The organism is Phenylobacterium montanum (assembly GCF_018135625.1).
Taxonomy (GTDB): Bacteria; Pseudomonadota; Alphaproteobacteria; order Caulobacterales; family Caulobacteraceae; genus Poindextera; species Poindextera montana.
Genome location: NZ_CP073078.1, coordinates 204,621 through 219,365, shown reverse-complemented (window position 1 = coordinate 219,365; position 14,745 = coordinate 204,621). Strand labels below are relative to the sequence as shown.

The following is a 14,745-nucleotide window of genomic DNA, read 5'->3' as shown; positions in this document are numbered from 1 at the left end:
TGGATTGGGTCATGAAGTCTAGAACCTGGTTGAAGTGGAGAAACGGAAGTTTTCAGTCCGGTCGTAGGAAGCCTTCGACAGGACGTCGCTGAGGTCGATCCGGATCGGGCCGAGCGGCGATTTCCACCAGACGCTGATGCCCGCCGACGCCCGGAAAGCCAGGTTGTCCCTGATCCTGGGCTCGAGCGCGTGGGTGATCGGATCGCGCAGGTCGTGGGCGTCCAAAAGGCCAGCCGTACCAACGTCGGTGAAGAACGCGGTCCTGATCCCATACTGCTCGGGCAGGAAGTCGGGGAAGGTCTGCTCCAGCGAGGCGACCGCCTTGAACTTGCCGCCCAGGGCCTGGTTGTAGGCCGGGGTGGTGTCGCGCGGGCCGACGCCGGCGATCTGGAAGCCGCGGAAATCGTTGCCGCCGACATAGAAGCGGTCGTTGACCAGCACGTTCGAGCCGCCCCAGCCGCCGATATAGCCGGTGTTCAAGGTGGCGCTGAAGATCCAGTCCGGGGTGAAGCCGTGGTACCAGCCCCCCTTGGCCTCCGAGCGGACATACTTCACCGAGCCGCCCAGGCCGGCGAAGTCCTGCGAGAATTCGGTGAAGAAGCCGCGGGTCGGATTGAACGGATCGTTCCGGTGGTCCCAGCGCAGGGTGTAGCCCACCAGCGAGGTGATGGTGTGGCCGCGCTCGGCGCAGAGGATCGGCGAGACTGACGGCGGATTGCCGCAGAGGCTGGAATCCACCTGCACGTCGTCCGAGTGCAGATTGTAGCGCAGCTGCAGCGACGAATAGGACCCCACCGCAAAGCCCAGGCGCAGGGCGCCGCCGATCGAGGCGGTGTTGTAGCCGGCGTACTGGCTGAAGTCGTACTTGGTCACATAGAGATCCGAGCCGGCGCTGAGGTTGCGGCCCAGGAACCGTGGCTCGGTGAACGACACGCTGATCTGTTGGCGCAGCGAGCCGATCGAAGCCTCGGCGCGCAGATCCTGACCACGGCCGCGGAAGTCGCGCTCGGAGACGCCCAGGTCGAGCACCAGCTTGTCGATCGAGCTGTAGCCGGCGCTGAACGACAGCTCGCCGGTCGGCTGTTCGGTGACCTTGACCTGCAGGCCGGTGCGGTCCGGGGCGCTGCCCGGGATCTGGGTGATGTCGACGTCCTTGAAGAAGCCCAGGGCCTTGACCTGGTTCTTCGAGCGGTCGACCAGCACGCGGTTGTAGGCGTCGCCTTCGGTCACCTGCAGCTCGCGCCGGATCACGGGGTCCAGGGTGCGGGTGTTGCCGACGATGTCGATACGGTCGATGTAGACGCGCGGGCCTTCCTTGACGTTGAAGGTCAGGTCCACCGTCCGGGTCTGGCGGTTGGGCGTGTAGTGCGGCTCGACATCGACGAAGGCGAAGCCGGCGGCGCCGGCGGCGAAGGTCAGGGCGTCGGTGGCGTCCTCGATCTTCTTGTCTTCATAGAGCTGGCCTTCGCGGATCGGCAGCAGTTGCTGCAGCACCGCGCCGTTCAGCTTCTTCAGCTGGGTTTCGACCTTGACCTTGCCGAAATGGTATTTCGGCCCCTCGTCGATCGTGTAGGTGACCGCAAAGCCGTTCTTGTCCGGCGCCAGCTCGGCGACCGTGTTGATGATGCGGAAGTCGTAGAAGCCGTGGTTGCGGTAGAACTTCCGCAGCTGTTCCTGGTCGTAGTCCAGCCGGTCCGGGTCGTAGTTGTCGTTCGAAGACAGGAACCGGTAGATTCGGCTTTCCCTCGTGACCACCACCCCGCGCAGGTCGTTGTCGGAAAACTGCTTGTTGCCGATGAAGTTGATGCGGGTGATGCCGCTCTTCGGCCCTTCGTTGATCTCGAAGATCAGGTCGACGCGCTTTTGCGGCAGCTCGACGATCTTCGGCGTCACCGTGACCGAGATGCGGCCCGAGCGGCGATAGAGCTCGACGATCCGCTGGACGTCGCCCTGCACCTTGCCCTTGGTGAAGATGCCGCGCGGGCGCACGGTCACCTCGTCGCGCAGCTTGTCGTCCTTGAGGTTGTCGTTCCCCTCGAACACCACCTGGTTGATGATCGGGTTCTCGGCCACCCGCACGTCCAGCTCGCCACCGACCAGCTGGATGTTGACGTCCGAGAACAGGTCGGTCTTGAACAGGGTCTTGACGCCCAGGTCGATCTGGGCCGGCCCGATCCGGTCGCCCACCTGGATCGGCAGGTAGGACAGGATGGTGTCCTGCTCGATGCGGACATTGCCCTGGATGACGATGCGCTCGACTACGCCGGACTGTTCGCCGACCGCGTTCGCAGGGGCCGGGGCGCCGGGGACCAGCGGAGCGCCGGGCGCAGGCGTCACGGCGGCCGGGGGCGCAGGCGCAGCGCCGGGCGGCGGGCCGGCCGGCGCGGTCTGCGCCAGGGCCTGACCGCACACAGCCCCCGACAGGGTGGTGGTCGCCAACAGCAGGGCCAGACCGGGCGCACGCGCGCGCGAAACACGGGTACGTCGGTCTGTGGACAGATCCATTACTTCAGCCATCGGCATGGGGCGGTCGATCAAGAGAACAGGCCACCGAGAAATTGAAACACGCTGCTGTGGTGCAGATCGTTGGTCGTGGCGAACAACATCAAACCGAGCAGTAAGGCAAGCCCCACCCGATAACTCGCCGTCTGCACCGGCTCGGCCAAGGGCCGTCGGGCCACCGCCTCATAGGCGTAGAATACGAGATGCCCCCCATCCAGCACGGGGATCGGCAAGAGGTTGACGAAGCCGATGCTGACCGAGATGAACGCCGCCAGCTGGGCCAGGCCCACCAGCACGGCGAAGGCCTTGGTCGGCAGGTCCCGCTCGCTGTGCGCCGCGGCCGTCGCCACCGCACCCGACAGCTGCGCCGTGCGCAGCGGCCCGCCGAGCTGGTCGGCCGAGACCTGTCCGGTCACCAGGCGGCCGATGTAGTAGCTCGTGGTCGAGACGATGTCCCAGGTCTCGTGGACGCCGCCGGCGACCGCGGCCGCAGGGCCATAGGTCAGGTGGCGGTAAGCGTCGCGGCTATGCGGCGCGACCACGCCCAGCGAGCCAACGTGGCGGCCCGCGTTGATTCCCTTGGTCTCCAGCCGCTCCGCCGGCGTCGCAGTGAGTTGAAGGCGCTGGCCCCCGCGCTCGACCGTGAAGGCGATCGGCGCGTCGCCGCGCACCATCACGTAGCTCGCCAGGTCTTCGAAACTGTCGATTCGGTGGGCGTTGGCCTGGAGGATCAGGTCGCCGGCCTTGAAGCCGGCGCGCTCGGCGGCGCTTCCGGGGACCACCTGGTCGACCTTGGGCATGGTGACATATTCGCCCAGCGAGCCCAGCAGCACGGCGAAGATCGCTATCGCCAGGATGAAGTTGGCGCATGGCCCTGCCGCCGCCACCAGGGCGCGCTGCCAGACCGGCTTGAAGGCGAAATAGCGCAGCTCGGCCCCGGGGCCTTCCGTGGCGATGATCTCGGCCTTCAGCGCCTTCAGGTCGGTCTCGTCCGGCACGCTGGCGGCGTTGTCGTCGCCGGCGAAGCGGACATAGCCGCCCATGGGGATCCAGCCGATCCGCCACTCGATGCCGGCCTTGTCGCGCCAGGAGACGATGGCGCGGCCAAACCCAAGCGAGAAGCGTTCGACGGCGATGCCGAAGGCTCGCGCCATCCAGAAATGGCCGAGTTCGTGCACGGTGATGATCAGCGAGATCACCGGCAACCATGTCACAACATCGATCAGCGCTCTTTGCGCGACGCCCATCATGGAGTGCGGCCTTTGCGGTTCGAGGGGGCTGCTAGCGGGCGGCGCCGAGACCCGCGACGATGTCGCCGGCCACGCGGCGCGCGGATCTGTCGGTGGTCATGGCGTTCTCCAATATGTCGCCGGCCGCCCCCGCGCCCAGATCGCCAACCGCCTCCATGCGCTCCAGCGTCTCGGAAACGGTCGCGGCAATATCGAGAAAGCCGATGCGCCGGTCAAGGAAGGCCGCCACCGCGGTCTCATTGGCCGCGTTCATCGCCGCAGGCGCCAGGCCGCCGGCGGTCAGGGCCTGCCGCGCTATGCCGATGGCCGGGAAACGGATCGGATCCGGCTCGGCGAAGGTCAGGGAGCCGATGGCGGCCAGGTCCAGCCTGGGCGCCGGCCAGGGCAGCCGGTCGGGCCAGGCAAAGGCGCAGGCGATCGGCGCGCGCATGTCCGGCGGCCCCAGCTGGGCCAGGGTCGATCCATCCTCGTACTCGACCATGCTGTGGATGATGGACTGGGGATGGACCAAGACGTCGATGCGCTCCGGCGGGGTGTCGAACAGGTAGGCGGCCTCGATCATCTCCAGGCCCTTGTTCATCATGGTGGCCGAATCGATCGAAATCTTGGCGCCCATGCTCCAGTTGGGATGGGCCACCGCCTGCTCAGGCGTGGCGCCGGCCATGTCCTGCAGGGTCCACTCCCGGAACGGCCCGCCCGAGGCGGTCAGGATCAGCCGCGCCACGCGGTGGGCGCAGGCCGTCTGCAGCGACTGGAAGATGGCCGAATGCTCGGAATCCACCGGAATCACGTGCCCCCCAGCCGCCCGGGCCGTTTCCAGAAGGGTCGGGCCGGCGCAGACTAGGCTTTCCTTGTTGGCCAGGGCGATCACCGCTCCCTTTCGCGCCGCCGCCAGGGTGGGCGCCAGGCCCGCCGAGCCGACGATGGCGGACATCACCCAATCGGTCGGCATTTCGGCGGCGGCGATCACCGCCTCGGTCCCCGCCGCGATCTCGATCCCCTCGCCCGCGCCGTTCAGGCGTTCCTTCAGCGGCTGGTAAAGGCTCTCATCGGCGATCACCACCCGCGCGGGCCGCCAGGTCCTGGCCTGCTCGGCCAAAAGCTCGACATTGCGGCCGCCGACCAGGGCGACGATCTCGACCTCGGCCGTGCCCTGTCGGGTCGCCTCGTCGAACAGGCTCAGGGTCGATACGCCGATCGAGCCGGTCGAGCCCAGAATTGTCACACGTCGCTTGGTCAATGCGCCCACCCCGCCTGGTAGATCAGCCGGGCCCCGGCGATCGACATCACGGCAAACATCAAGCCGTCGACCCGGTCAAGCAGGCCGCCATGGCCCGGAATCAGGTCGCCGGAATCCTTCACACCGTAGTTCCGTTTCAGCATCGATTCCCACAGATCCCCGGCCATGGTCGCAAATCCCCCGACCAGGCCGATCACCGCCGCAGCAGGCAGGCTGAGTTTAGCGGTGGAGAAGGCCGCCGTCGCCACCGCTGCAATCATAGCCCCGATCAGTCCACCGAAGAATCCCGACCAGGTCTTGTTCGGCGACAAACGAGGCCAAAGCTTTGGCCCTTTTAAGGCGCTGCCGACGGCGAAGGCGGAGATGTCGGCGCACCAGGTGACCGAAAAGGTGAGAATCGTCCAGCTGATCGGGTTGGGCATGGTGCGCAGCCAGGAGAGCGCCATGCAGGGCGGGCCCAGATAGATCACACCATAGGCGATGTCCCCCGCCTTCAGCCGCAGGGTCTTGGCGACCACGCCCGCGCCCAGGGCCAGCACCACGATGGTGATCCAGGCCAGGGCGAAGCGCTGCATATAGGTCAGGAACACGGGCGCCAGAATCGCCACCGCGACCACCACCGCCGCCCGGGCGGGCGCTTCCGGCGCGGCCATGGCGCCCCACTCTATGGCCAGGAAGGCCACCCCGACCGCGATCATGGTCAGGAACAGCCAGCTCCACGGCGAAAAGATCACCCCGACGACGGCGCAGATCAGGACCGTCGCCGAGAGGGCCCTGATGCGCAGATTGGTCCAGTCGAACCGTTTAGGCGGTCGCGAGGACGTCATCGACACCAGTTCCGCCGTAGCGCCGGTCGCGCCGCCGGAATTCCTCGACCGCCGCCGTCAGGTGGGCGGGGCCATAGTCGGGCCACAGCACGTCCTGGAAAACCAGTTCGGCATAGGCCGCTTCCCAGAGCAGGAAGTTGGACAGCCTCTTTTCCCCGCTGGTGCGGATGATCAGGTCCGGCGCGCCGGCGTCCGCGGTAGAGAGCTCTCGCTCGAAGGCAGTCTCGTCGATCCGATCCGGCTCCAGCGTCCCTGCCTTGACCTGCTCGGCCAGGCGTCGCGCAGCGTCGGCGATGTCGGCCTGGCCGCCATAGTTGAAGGCCACCTGCAGCAGGAACTGGTCGTTCTTGGTCGTCCGCCGCTCGGCCCGCTCGATGATCTCCAGGATGTCCGGGGCCAGGCCGGTGCGGCGGCCGATCACCCTGAGGCGCACCCCCTCCCGCTCCAGCCGGTCGAGGTCGCTTTCGACATAGCTCTTCAAGAGGTTCATCAGTTCGGCCACCTCGGCGATCGGCCGGCGCCAGTTCTCGGTGGAGAATCCGAACACGGTCAGCCGGTCGATACCGGCCTTGGGCGCCGCCTCCACCGTCCGCTTCAGGGCGTTGACGCCTGAGCGATGGCCGAGCGCGCGCGGCAGCCCCCTCGCCTTCGCCCAGCGGCCGTTGCCGTCCATGATGATCGCCACATGGATCGGCCGCCAAGCGCTCGCGTCGGAGGAAGCTTGGCTGGCGGCCTTGGCGGCTGACTTGGCGCCCTGGGGCGGCGACATGGGAGGAATCCTTCGCATCACGACGGTGCTGCGCCGTCGCGACGGCTAAACCTGCATGATCTCATGCTCTTTGGTTTTCAAGGCCTCGTCGATGCGCTTGACCGCATCGTCGGTCATCTTTTGCACTTCGTCGGTCATCCGCTTGGCTTCGTCCTGGGGGATGACCCCGTCCTTCTCCGCCGCCTTGATGTGGTCGTTGGCGTCGCGGCGGATGTTGCGCACGGCGATCTTCTGCTGCTCGGTATATTTGCCGGCCAGCTTGGCGAGGTCCTTGCGGCGTTCCTCCGTGAGCGGCGGAATCGGCACCCGCAGGTTCTGGCCCTCGACCACCGGGTTCAGGCCCAGGCCGGCGTTGCGGATCGCCTTCTCCACCGAGACCACCACCCCGCGGTCCCAGACGCTGACGGTCAGCGAGCGCGCGTCGGGGACGCTGACGCCGGCGACCTGGTTGATCGGCACGGTCGAGCCGTAGGCCTCGACCATCACCTGGTCCAACAGGTTCGCCGACGCACGCCCGGCGCGGATGGAGCCGAACTCTTCCTTCAGGGCCGCGACGGCCTTGTCCATGCGCTCGCGATAGCGCGGCAGGACCGGTTTTTCAGCTGTAGCCATGGCTTTTCCTCAACCCGCTCTGGCGCCGATCACGGTGTGCACGCCCTGGCCGGTCAGGACATCGAGAAACGCGCCCGGCCGGCGGATCGAGAACACCACGATCGGAATATCGTTCTCACGCATCAGACTGATGGCCGATGCGTCCATCACCTTCAAGTCTTGTGACAGGACATCGAGATAGGTCAGCCGGTCATAGCGCTTGGCGTCCGGGACCTTTTTCGGGTCGGCGGTATAGACCCCGTCCACGCTGGTGCCCTTCAGCAGCGCCTCGCAGCCCATCTCGGCAGCGCGCAGGGCCGCGGCGGTGTCGGTGGTGAAGAAGGGGTTGCCGGTGCCGGCGGCGAAGATCACCACCCTGCCCTTCTCCAGGTGGCGCTCGGCGCGGCGGCGGATATAGGGCTCGCACACCGCCTGCATGGGGATGGCCGACTGGACCCGGGTCTCGATGCCGATCTTCTCCAGCGCGCTCTGCATGGCCAGGGCGTTCATCACCGTGGCCAGCATGCCCATGTAGTCGGCGCTGGCCCGCTCCATGCCCTTGCCAGCCATGGACAGCCCACGGAAGATGTTGCCGCCGCCGATCACCAGGCACAGCTCGACCCCCTGGCGCACCACCTCGGCTATGTCGGCCGCCACCGCGTCGATGGTCTTCAGGTCGATGCCGAAGGCCTGCTCGCCCATCAGCACCTCGCCCGAGACCTTCAGCAGCACCCGCTTGTACCGCAGCGCCGGCCGTCCGGAGGAAGCCTCGCCCGGTTCCGAGTGTGAGGCGGTGATGCTGGTCATGTCGGGCTCCGGGCGGGTCTGGTCGAGTCGCTTGAGGGCCATTCTATAACCGACCGGCGCCGGCTGCGTCGAACGGCTGTGGCTTTGCGATGGATTTTCGGGGCGGATGACGCCCCTCTCTCAAACGACAAACGGGGCCCGGCGCTTTGGCGCCGGGCCCCGCCCATCGGTTCAGGTTCCGCAGAACTCAGAGCGCTTGCAGACCGCCCGCGGCCATCTTGCCGCTCTTGCGGTCGCGTTCCAGTTCGTAGCCAACCTTTTGGCCTTCGTTCAGGCTGCGCAGGCCAGCGCGCTCGACGGCCGAGATATGCACGAACACGTCCGCGCCGCCGTCATCCGGCTGAATGAAACCATAACCCTTGGTGGCGTTGAACCACTTAACGGTGCCTTGAGCCATCTTGCGGCCTCCAGAACAATAGCGCCGACGGACCATCCGTCGGCGATCGAAATCTCAGAAGCCGGCTGCAAGCACCGATCCTGTCGGCGAGGACGTCGAATAGCAGAGCACGACAGAGGTCGATCGTTTTCCCCATTAGCGCGGCGCGGGAATCCTGTCCAGCGTCCGTGCGAGCCCTGTGCAGGCAAGGGGTCAGACGCGCAGGACCGTCGTCTCCACGATCGGCCGGCGCCCCCACAGGCGGTGCGTGGCCTTCTTGATCGCGCGATTGATGGCCTGCTCGATGGCGTCGTCGTCGTCGCGATCGCTGCCCGACAGCCGCTTGACCACGTCCTCGACCTGGTCGGCCAGTTCGTCCAGGGCGTCCTCCAGCGGCTTGTCCTCGGCGCTCGGCAGGCCGATGGCGCGCACCTGGGGACCGGAGGCGATGGCGCCCTCGTCGTCCATGGCGATGGACACCATCAGGATCCCGCTGTGCGAGGCGTGCCGGCGTTCGCGCAGGGCCTCGCCGTTTTCGGCGGTGATCACCCCGCCGTCGACATAGAGCCGCCCCGATGGGGTCTCGTCGATGATCTCGGCCCGGCCGGGGGCCAGGCGCACCATGTCGCCGTTCCGGGGCGCGATGGCCTGGGCGACCTGCAGGTCCTTGGCCAGGGCCACATGCTCCAACAGGTGCCGGCGCTCGCCATGGGTCGGCACGGCGATCTGCGGCCGCGCCCAGGCGTACATCTCCTTCAGCTCGTCACGGCACGGATGGCCCGAGACGTGGATGCCCGGATGGTCGCGCTCGGTGTAGAGGCGCACCCCGCGGTCGGCGAGCTTGTTCTGCAGATTGCGGATCGGGATGTCGTTGCCCGGAATCACCCGGGAGGAAAAGACGCAGTGGTCCCCCGCCCCCAGCCGCACGTGCGGGTGGCTGCCGTCGGCGATTCGCGACAGGGCCGCCCGCGGCTCGCCCTGGCTGCCGGTGCAGAGGTAGAGGACCTGGTCGTGCGGCAGCTTGGCCGCCTCGCCCTCGCCGACGAAGGGCGCGTGGCCCTTGAACAGGCCGACCGAGGCCGCGGCGGCGGCCATGCGCATCATCGAGCGGCCCACCAGGCAGACCTTGCGCCCATTGGCCTCGGCGGCCCGGATCACCGTGTCCATCCGCGCCACGTTGGAGGCGAAACAGGCCACCGCGACCTTGCCCTTCAGCGAGCCGATCAGGGCGTTCATCTTGACCCGCACCTCGGCTTCGGAACCCGCGACGCCATCGACGAACACGTTGGTCGAATCGCAGACCATGGCCAGCACGCCCTCGTCGCCCAGGCGGCGAATGGCGTCGGCGTCGGTGACTCCCCCCAGCAGCGGATCGGGATCGATCTTCCAGTCGCCGGTGTGCAGCACCGTGCCCAGCGGCGTCCGGATCGCCAGGCCGTTGGGCTCGGGGATCGAGTGAGTCAGGGTGATCAGCTCGACCTCGAACGGCCCCAGCTGGATCTTGCCGCTCAGCGGCACCTCGGTGATCTCGGCCTCGTCCAGCACGCCCCGCTCGCGCAGCTTTTCACGCAGCAGGAAGGCGGTGAAGGGGGTGGCGTAGATCGGCGCGCGAAGGCGCGGCCACAGCCAGCCCATGGCCCCGATATGGTCCTCATGGGCGTGGGTCAGGACGATGCCGACGATGTCGTCCGCATAGTCCTCGATGAACTCCGGGTCCGGCAGGATGATCTCGACGCCAGGGGTGGTCTGGTCGCCGAAGGTCACGCCCACATCGACGATGATCCACTTGCGATCGTCGGGCGGGCCGTAGCCGTAGCAGTTGAAGTTCATGCCTATCTCGTTGGACCCGCCCAGCGGCAGGAACACGAGTTCGTCGTTGGTTTGCTTTTTCATGGGGCTTTCGGACCGCCGTTGCGCCGCCAGATTTCCAGCAGGCCGCGAATGGTCAGGTCGCTGTCGAATACGTCGATCTTGTCGGTGGCGCCCTCGAACAGCGAGGCGACGCCGCCGGTCGCCACCACTGTCAGGGGACTGTGATATTCCGCCTTGATGCGCACGATCAGGCCCTCGATCAGCGCGATATAGCCCCAGAACACGCCCGATTGCATGGCCTCGACCGTGCCCTTGCCGATCACGTGTTCGGGACGCTGGATGGCGATCCGCGGCAGCTTGGCCGCGGCGGTGTGCAGGGCCTGCATGGAAAGATTGATGCCGGGGGCGATCGCCCCGCCCTCGAAGGCGCCGTCCGCGCCCACCAGGTCGAAGGTGGTGGCCGTGCCGCTGTCGATGACGATCAGGGCGCCCGGATAGACCATGTGCGCGCCGATGGCGTTGACCAGCCGGTCGGCGCCGGCCTCGGACGGTTTCTGGATGCGGATCGGGATGCCCAGCTCGGCATTTTCGCCGATCACCAGAGGCTCGACGTGCAGATAGCGGCGCGAGAGGTTGCGCAGGTTGAAGATCGACTGCGGCACCACGGATGAGACGATGCAGGCGTCCAGGTCCGTCATCTTCAGGTGCTGCATTTCCAGCAACTGGAACAGCCAGACCGCATATTCGTCGGCCGTGCGCATGGAATCGGTGGCGGCGCGCCACTGGGCGATCCAGTCCTGGCCGTCATGCACGGCGAAGAGGGTGTTGGTGTTGCCCTGTTCGATGGCCAGCAGCATCTCTAGGCTCCCTCGAAAAAGACTTCGCCGGCGGTGATGCGGCGAATCTCGCCCCCGGGCAGGCGCAGACGCAGGGCGCCATCCAGGTCCAGCCCTTCGGCCACGCCCTCGACGGTCTCGGCGCCCAGGCGGGCCTGGCACGGCCCGCCGAGCCCCTGGGCGCGCCGGGTCCAGGCCTCGGCTATGGCGGCGAAGCCCTGGCTTTCCCAAACGCCCAGCCAGCCGGAAAGGCTGCTCGACAGCCGGTCGAGGGCTTCGCGCGGCGCCGGCGGCGGGTCGCAGCCCTCGGCTGCGAAGGTGGTGGCCGGGCGGTCGGCCGCTTGGGGCGCCTCGGCCAGGTTGACGCCGATGCCGGCGGCCAGCCACAGCTTGCCGTCCGCCCGGCGGCCGGACTCGACCAGGATGCCGGAGATCTTGCGCCCGCCGACCAGCACGTCATTGGGCCATTTCAGGAGCGGCTGCGCCGCGCGGACATAGGTCTTCACCAGGTCCGAAACCGCCAGGGCCGCCAGGAACGAGATCTGCGCCGCCTCGGCCGGCGGCTTGTCGGTGAGCAGCAGCAGGGTCGCAGCCAGATTGCCGCCCTTGCCGGTCTCCCAGTTGCGCCCGCGACGCCCGCGTCCGGCGGTCTGGCGCAGGGCGGTGATCCACAGGGGACCGCCCTCGCCCGCTTCCGCCCGGCGGCGCGCCTCGGCGTTGGTGGAGTCGATCTCGTCCAGGGCCAGGACCGGAACCTGGCCGAAGGCCGGTCCCGCACCCGGCGTCACTAGCTGAGCCCAAAGGCGGCCGCGGCCGCCTTGGACAGGGGGTCGATCCCCTTCATGGCGAAGATCACCACCGGCATCGAGAACAGGGCCGCAGCGTAGGCGATGGCCTTGGCGTCGGCAGGCGGGGCGTCGGTGGCGCCGGGCGCTGCGTCGAACCACATCACCTTGATCAGGCGCAGGTAGTAGAAGGCCGCCACCACGCTCGAGACCAGGCCGACCACCGCCACCCAGGCATAGCCGGCGTCGATGATGGCGCGGAACACGAACACCTTGGCGATGAAGCCGGAGAACGGCGGAAAGCCGATCGCCGAGACCGCGAAGGCGGTCATGGCCAGGGCCATGCCGGGCCGCTCGCGCATCAGACCGGCCATGTCGTCGATGGTCTCCATCGGCCGGCCCTGGCGCGACAGGGCGGTGAGGCAGGCGAAGAAGCCGGTGACGTCGATCATGTAGAGGACCATGAACACCAGCATCGCCTGGAAGCCCTCGGTCGTGCCGGCCGACATCCCCACCAGGGCGTAGCCGACATTGGCGATCGAGGAATAGGCCCACAGGCGCTTGAGGTTCTTCTGCACCAGGCCGGCGAAGGCGCCCAGCAGCATCGAGGCCACCGCCAGGATGATCACCACGCTGCGCCATTGCTCGATGGCGCCCGGGAAGGCGTCGGACAGGGCGCGGGCGAACAGCACCATCGCCGCCAGCTTGGGCGCGGCGGCGAAGAAGCCGACCACGGGCGTCGGCGCGCCTTCATAGACGTCCGGCGTCCACATATGGAACGGCGCGGCCGAGACCTTGAAGCCCAGGCCGCAGATCAGGAACACCAGGCCGAAGATCACGCCAGCGTGGGCGCCGTGCTGCACCGCCGCCGCGATCTCGGGGAAGCGCACCGAACCGGCGAAACCGTAGATCAGCGAGGCGCCGTAGAGCAGAAGGCCCGAGGACAGGGCGCCCAGCACGAAATACTTCAGGCCGGCCTCGGAGGCCTTGCCGTCGTCGCGGCGGAAGGCGGCCAGGATGTAGAGCGCCAGCGACTGCAGCTCGACCCCGACATAGAGCGAGATCAGATCGCCCGCCGAGGCCATCATGCCCATGCCAAGTGCGGCCAGGACGATCAGCACCGGGAACTCGAACTGGCGCGCGTTCAGCCGGCCCAGCCAGCCGCCGCCCAGCACCACGCCCACCGCGCTCATGCCGTAGATGGCGACCTTGGCGAAGCGCGAGGCCTCGTCCGAGACGAAGCCGCCGGAAAAGGCCGAGCCCACCGGGCTGACCGCCGCCAGATAGGCGGCGACCAATAGGGCCAGGCAGGACAGCCAGGAGACCAGGCCCGCGCCGCGGGGCTGGCTGAAGGCGCCCAGGACCAGCAGGGCCATGGCGCTCAAGGCCAGGAACAGCTCCGGCCGGCAGATCTCGAGGGCTTCGGAAAAACTCATCTCTTCGCCCTCACCCGGCGATCATCTTGTAGGCGTCGACCAGATGGCTGACCGAGGCGGCGGTGACGTCGAACACGTAGTGCGGCTGGACGCCCAGCCACAGGGCGCTGAAGATCAGCGGCGCGAACACGGCGACCTCGCGCCAGTTCATGTCGCTGATCGTGGCCAGTTGCGGATTGGTGATCGTGCCGAACATCACCCGCTTGTAGAGCGTCAGCGCATAGCAGGCCGACAGGATCACGCCGGTGGCGGCCACGATCGCGGTCCAGGTCGAGGCCTGGTAGGTCCCGGTCATGGTCAGGATCTCGCCGACGAAGCCCGAGGTGCCCGGCAAGCCGACATTACCCATGGTGAACAGCATGAAGGTCGCCGCGTACCAGGGCATGCGCTCGGTCAGGCCGCCGTAGAAGGCGATCTCGCGGGTATGCATGCGGTCGTAGACCACGCCGACGCAGAGGAACAGCGCGCCCGAGATCACCCCGTGGCTGAGCATCTGGAAGATGGCCCCCTGCTCGCCCTGCACATTGCCGGAGAAGATGCCCATGGTGACGAAGCCCATGTGGGCCACCGACGAATAGGCGATCAGCTTCTTGATGTCGGTCTGACGGAAGGCGACCAGCGAGGTGTAGACGATGGCGATCACCGAAAGGGTGAAGACCAGCGGCGTGAAATAGTGGCTGGCCTGTGGGAACATCGGCAGCGAGAAGCGCAGGAAGCCGTAGCCGCCCATCTTCAACAGGATCCCGGCCAGGATCACCGAACCCGCAGTCGGCGCCTCGACGTGTGCGTCGGGCAGCCAGGTATGCACCGGCCACATCGGCATCTTCACCGCGAACGAGGCGAAGAAGGCCAGCCACAGCCAGATCTGCAGGCCCGGGTCGAAGTGATAGGTCATCAGCTCGGGGATCGAGGTGGTGTGGGCGATGCCGATCATGCCGAGGATCGCCGCCAGCATCAGCACCGAGCCCAGGAGCGTGTAGAGGAAGAACTTGAAGGCCGCATAGACCCGGTTCTTGCCGCCCCAGACGCCGATGATCAGGAACATCGGCACCAGCTGGCCTTCGAAGAAGACGTAGAAGACGATGATGTCCAGGGCGCAGAACACGCCGATGACCAGCGCCTCCAGGATCAGGAAGGCGACCATGTATTCCAGGACGCGGTTCTCGATCGAGGTCCAGCTGGCGGCGATGCACAGCGGCAGCAGGAACGCGGTCAGCAGCACGAACAGCACCGAAATGCCGTCGACGCCCATCTGGTAATGCCAGCCGCCGAACCAGGGAATGTCTTCCTTGAACTGGAAGCCGGCCTGGTGCGGATCGAAGTTCATCACCAGCAGGACCGACAGGGCGAAGGTGGCCAGCGTGGTTGCAAAGGCGACGATACGGGCGCGCTTGTTCAGCTCTTCCTGGGAAACCCCGCCGCCCAGAAGGCGCAGGGCCAGGATGATGGCGACGCCGATCAGCGGCGAGAAGATCGTGAGGCTGAGGATGTTGGGCATGGGTCCGATCCCGCTC

At 67.2% G+C, this 14,745-nt stretch carries 13 protein-coding genes; all 13 read right to left on the bottom strand.

What is annotated here, in order from left to right; translation table 11 throughout:
* Positions 1–18: 18 nt before the first annotated feature.
* Positions 19–2,505 carry an outer membrane protein assembly factor BamA gene (gene bamA, locus KCG34_RS01085; protein ID WP_211938569.1) on the bottom strand — a complete coding sequence of 829 codons (2,487 nt, stop codon included), beginning with the start codon at positions 2,503–2,505 and terminating at the stop codon, positions 19–21.
* A 29-nt stretch (positions 2,506–2,534) separates the two neighbouring features.
* The gene (locus tag KCG34_RS01080; protein ID WP_367576016.1) at positions 2,535–3,716 is read right to left on the bottom strand and encodes a M50 family metallopeptidase; all 1,182 of its coding nucleotides are present in this window, start codon (positions 3,714–3,716) and stop codon (positions 2,535–2,537) included.
* A 67-nt stretch (positions 3,717–3,783) separates the two neighbouring features.
* Positions 3,784–5,001, bottom strand: coding sequence for a 1-deoxy-D-xylulose-5-phosphate reductoisomerase (gene dxr, locus KCG34_RS01075; RefSeq protein ID WP_211938567.1), 1,218 nt, complete (start codon positions 4,999–5,001; stop codon positions 3,784–3,786).
* On the bottom strand, positions 4,989–5,819 hold the full coding sequence (locus KCG34_RS01070) for a phosphatidate cytidylyltransferase (protein ID WP_211938566.1): 831 nt from the start codon (positions 5,817–5,819) through the stop codon (positions 4,989–4,991). Before KCG34_RS01070 ends, dxr begins: the two co-directional genes overlap by 13 nt.
* Positions 5,797–6,597 (bottom strand): polyprenyl diphosphate synthase, encoded by an 801-nt coding sequence (gene uppS / locus KCG34_RS01065; RefSeq protein ID WP_376788231.1) that lies wholly within the window; start codon positions 6,595–6,597, stop codon positions 5,797–5,799. Before uppS ends, KCG34_RS01070 begins: the two co-directional genes overlap by 23 nt.
* A gap of 36 nt (positions 6,598–6,633) precedes the next feature.
* Positions 6,634–7,200 carry a ribosome recycling factor gene (gene frr / locus KCG34_RS01060; protein ID WP_211938564.1) on the bottom strand — a complete coding sequence of 189 codons (567 nt, stop codon included), beginning with the start codon at positions 7,198–7,200 and terminating at the stop codon, positions 6,634–6,636.
* Between the two features lie 9 nt (positions 7,201–7,209).
* On the bottom strand, positions 7,210–7,881 hold the full coding sequence (gene pyrH, locus KCG34_RS01055) for a UMP kinase (protein ID WP_376788230.1): 672 nt from the start codon (positions 7,879–7,881) through the stop codon (positions 7,210–7,212).
* A gap of 292 nt (positions 7,882–8,173) precedes the next feature.
* Complete coding sequence (locus KCG34_RS01050; RefSeq protein ID WP_211938562.1) at positions 8,174–8,383, bottom strand: cold-shock protein; 210 nt, start codon at positions 8,381–8,383, stop codon at positions 8,174–8,176.
* Positions 8,384–8,575: 192 nt separating this feature from the next.
* Positions 8,576–10,255 carry a ribonuclease J gene (locus KCG34_RS01045; protein ID WP_211938561.1) on the bottom strand — a complete coding sequence of 560 codons (1,680 nt, stop codon included), beginning with the start codon at positions 10,253–10,255 and terminating at the stop codon, positions 8,576–8,578.
* A complete protein-coding gene (locus KCG34_RS01040; protein ID WP_211938560.1) occupies positions 10,252–11,031 on the bottom strand; it encodes a type III pantothenate kinase in 780 nt (259 codons plus the stop codon). Before KCG34_RS01040 ends, KCG34_RS01045 begins: the two co-directional genes overlap by 4 nt.
* A 2-nt stretch (positions 11,032–11,033) precedes the next feature.
* Positions 11,034–11,798, bottom strand: a complete 765-nt coding sequence (locus KCG34_RS01035) for a biotin--[acetyl-CoA-carboxylase] ligase (protein ID WP_211938559.1) — start codon at positions 11,796–11,798, stop codon at positions 11,034–11,036.
* Positions 11,798–13,231: an NADH-quinone oxidoreductase subunit NuoN gene (gene nuoN, locus KCG34_RS01030; protein ID WP_211938558.1), complete on the bottom strand. Its 1,434-nt coding sequence runs from the start codon at positions 13,229–13,231 to the stop codon at positions 11,798–11,800. Before nuoN ends, KCG34_RS01035 begins: the two co-directional genes overlap by 1 nt.
* A gap of 10 nt (positions 13,232–13,241) precedes the next feature.
* Positions 13,242–14,729, bottom strand: coding sequence for an NADH-quinone oxidoreductase subunit M (locus KCG34_RS01025; protein ID WP_211938557.1), 1,488 nt, complete (start codon positions 14,727–14,729; stop codon positions 13,242–13,244).
* Positions 14,730–14,745: the final 16 nt, after the last annotated feature.

Excerpts from the sequence above, each read along its gene's own strand:
- KCG34_RS01040 (WP_211938560.1), bottom strand. The coding sequence starts at position 11,031 with ATGCTGCTGGCCATCGAACAGGGCAACACCAACACCCTCTTCGCCGTG.
- KCG34_RS01045 (WP_211938561.1), bottom strand. The coding sequence starts at position 10,255 with ATGAAAAAGCAAACCAACGACGAACTCGTGTTCCTGCCGCTGGGCGGG.
- frr (WP_211938564.1), bottom strand. The coding sequence starts at position 7,200 with ATGGCTACAGCTGAAAAACCGGTCCTGCCGCGCTATCGCGAGCGCATG.
- KCG34_RS01050 (WP_211938562.1), bottom strand. The coding sequence starts at position 8,383 with ATGGCTCAAGGCACCGTTAAGTGGTTCAACGCCACCAAGGGTTATGGT.
- pyrH (WP_376788230.1), bottom strand. The coding sequence starts at position 7,881 with ATGGGCGAGCAGGCCTTCGGCATCGACCTGAAGACCATCGACGCGGTG.
- KCG34_RS01070 (WP_211938566.1), bottom strand. The coding sequence starts at position 5,819 with ATGACGTCCTCGCGACCGCCTAAACGGTTCGACTGGACCAATCTGCGC.
- bamA (WP_211938569.1), bottom strand. The coding sequence starts at position 2,505 with ATGGATCTGTCCACAGACCGACGTACCCGTGTTTCGCGCGCGCGTGCG.
- nuoN (WP_211938558.1), bottom strand. The coding sequence starts at position 13,231 with ATGAGTTTTTCCGAAGCCCTCGAGATCTGCCGGCCGGAGCTGTTCCTG.
- KCG34_RS01025 (WP_211938557.1), bottom strand. The coding sequence starts at position 14,729 with ATGCCCAACATCCTCAGCCTCACGATCTTCTCGCCGCTGATCGGCGTC.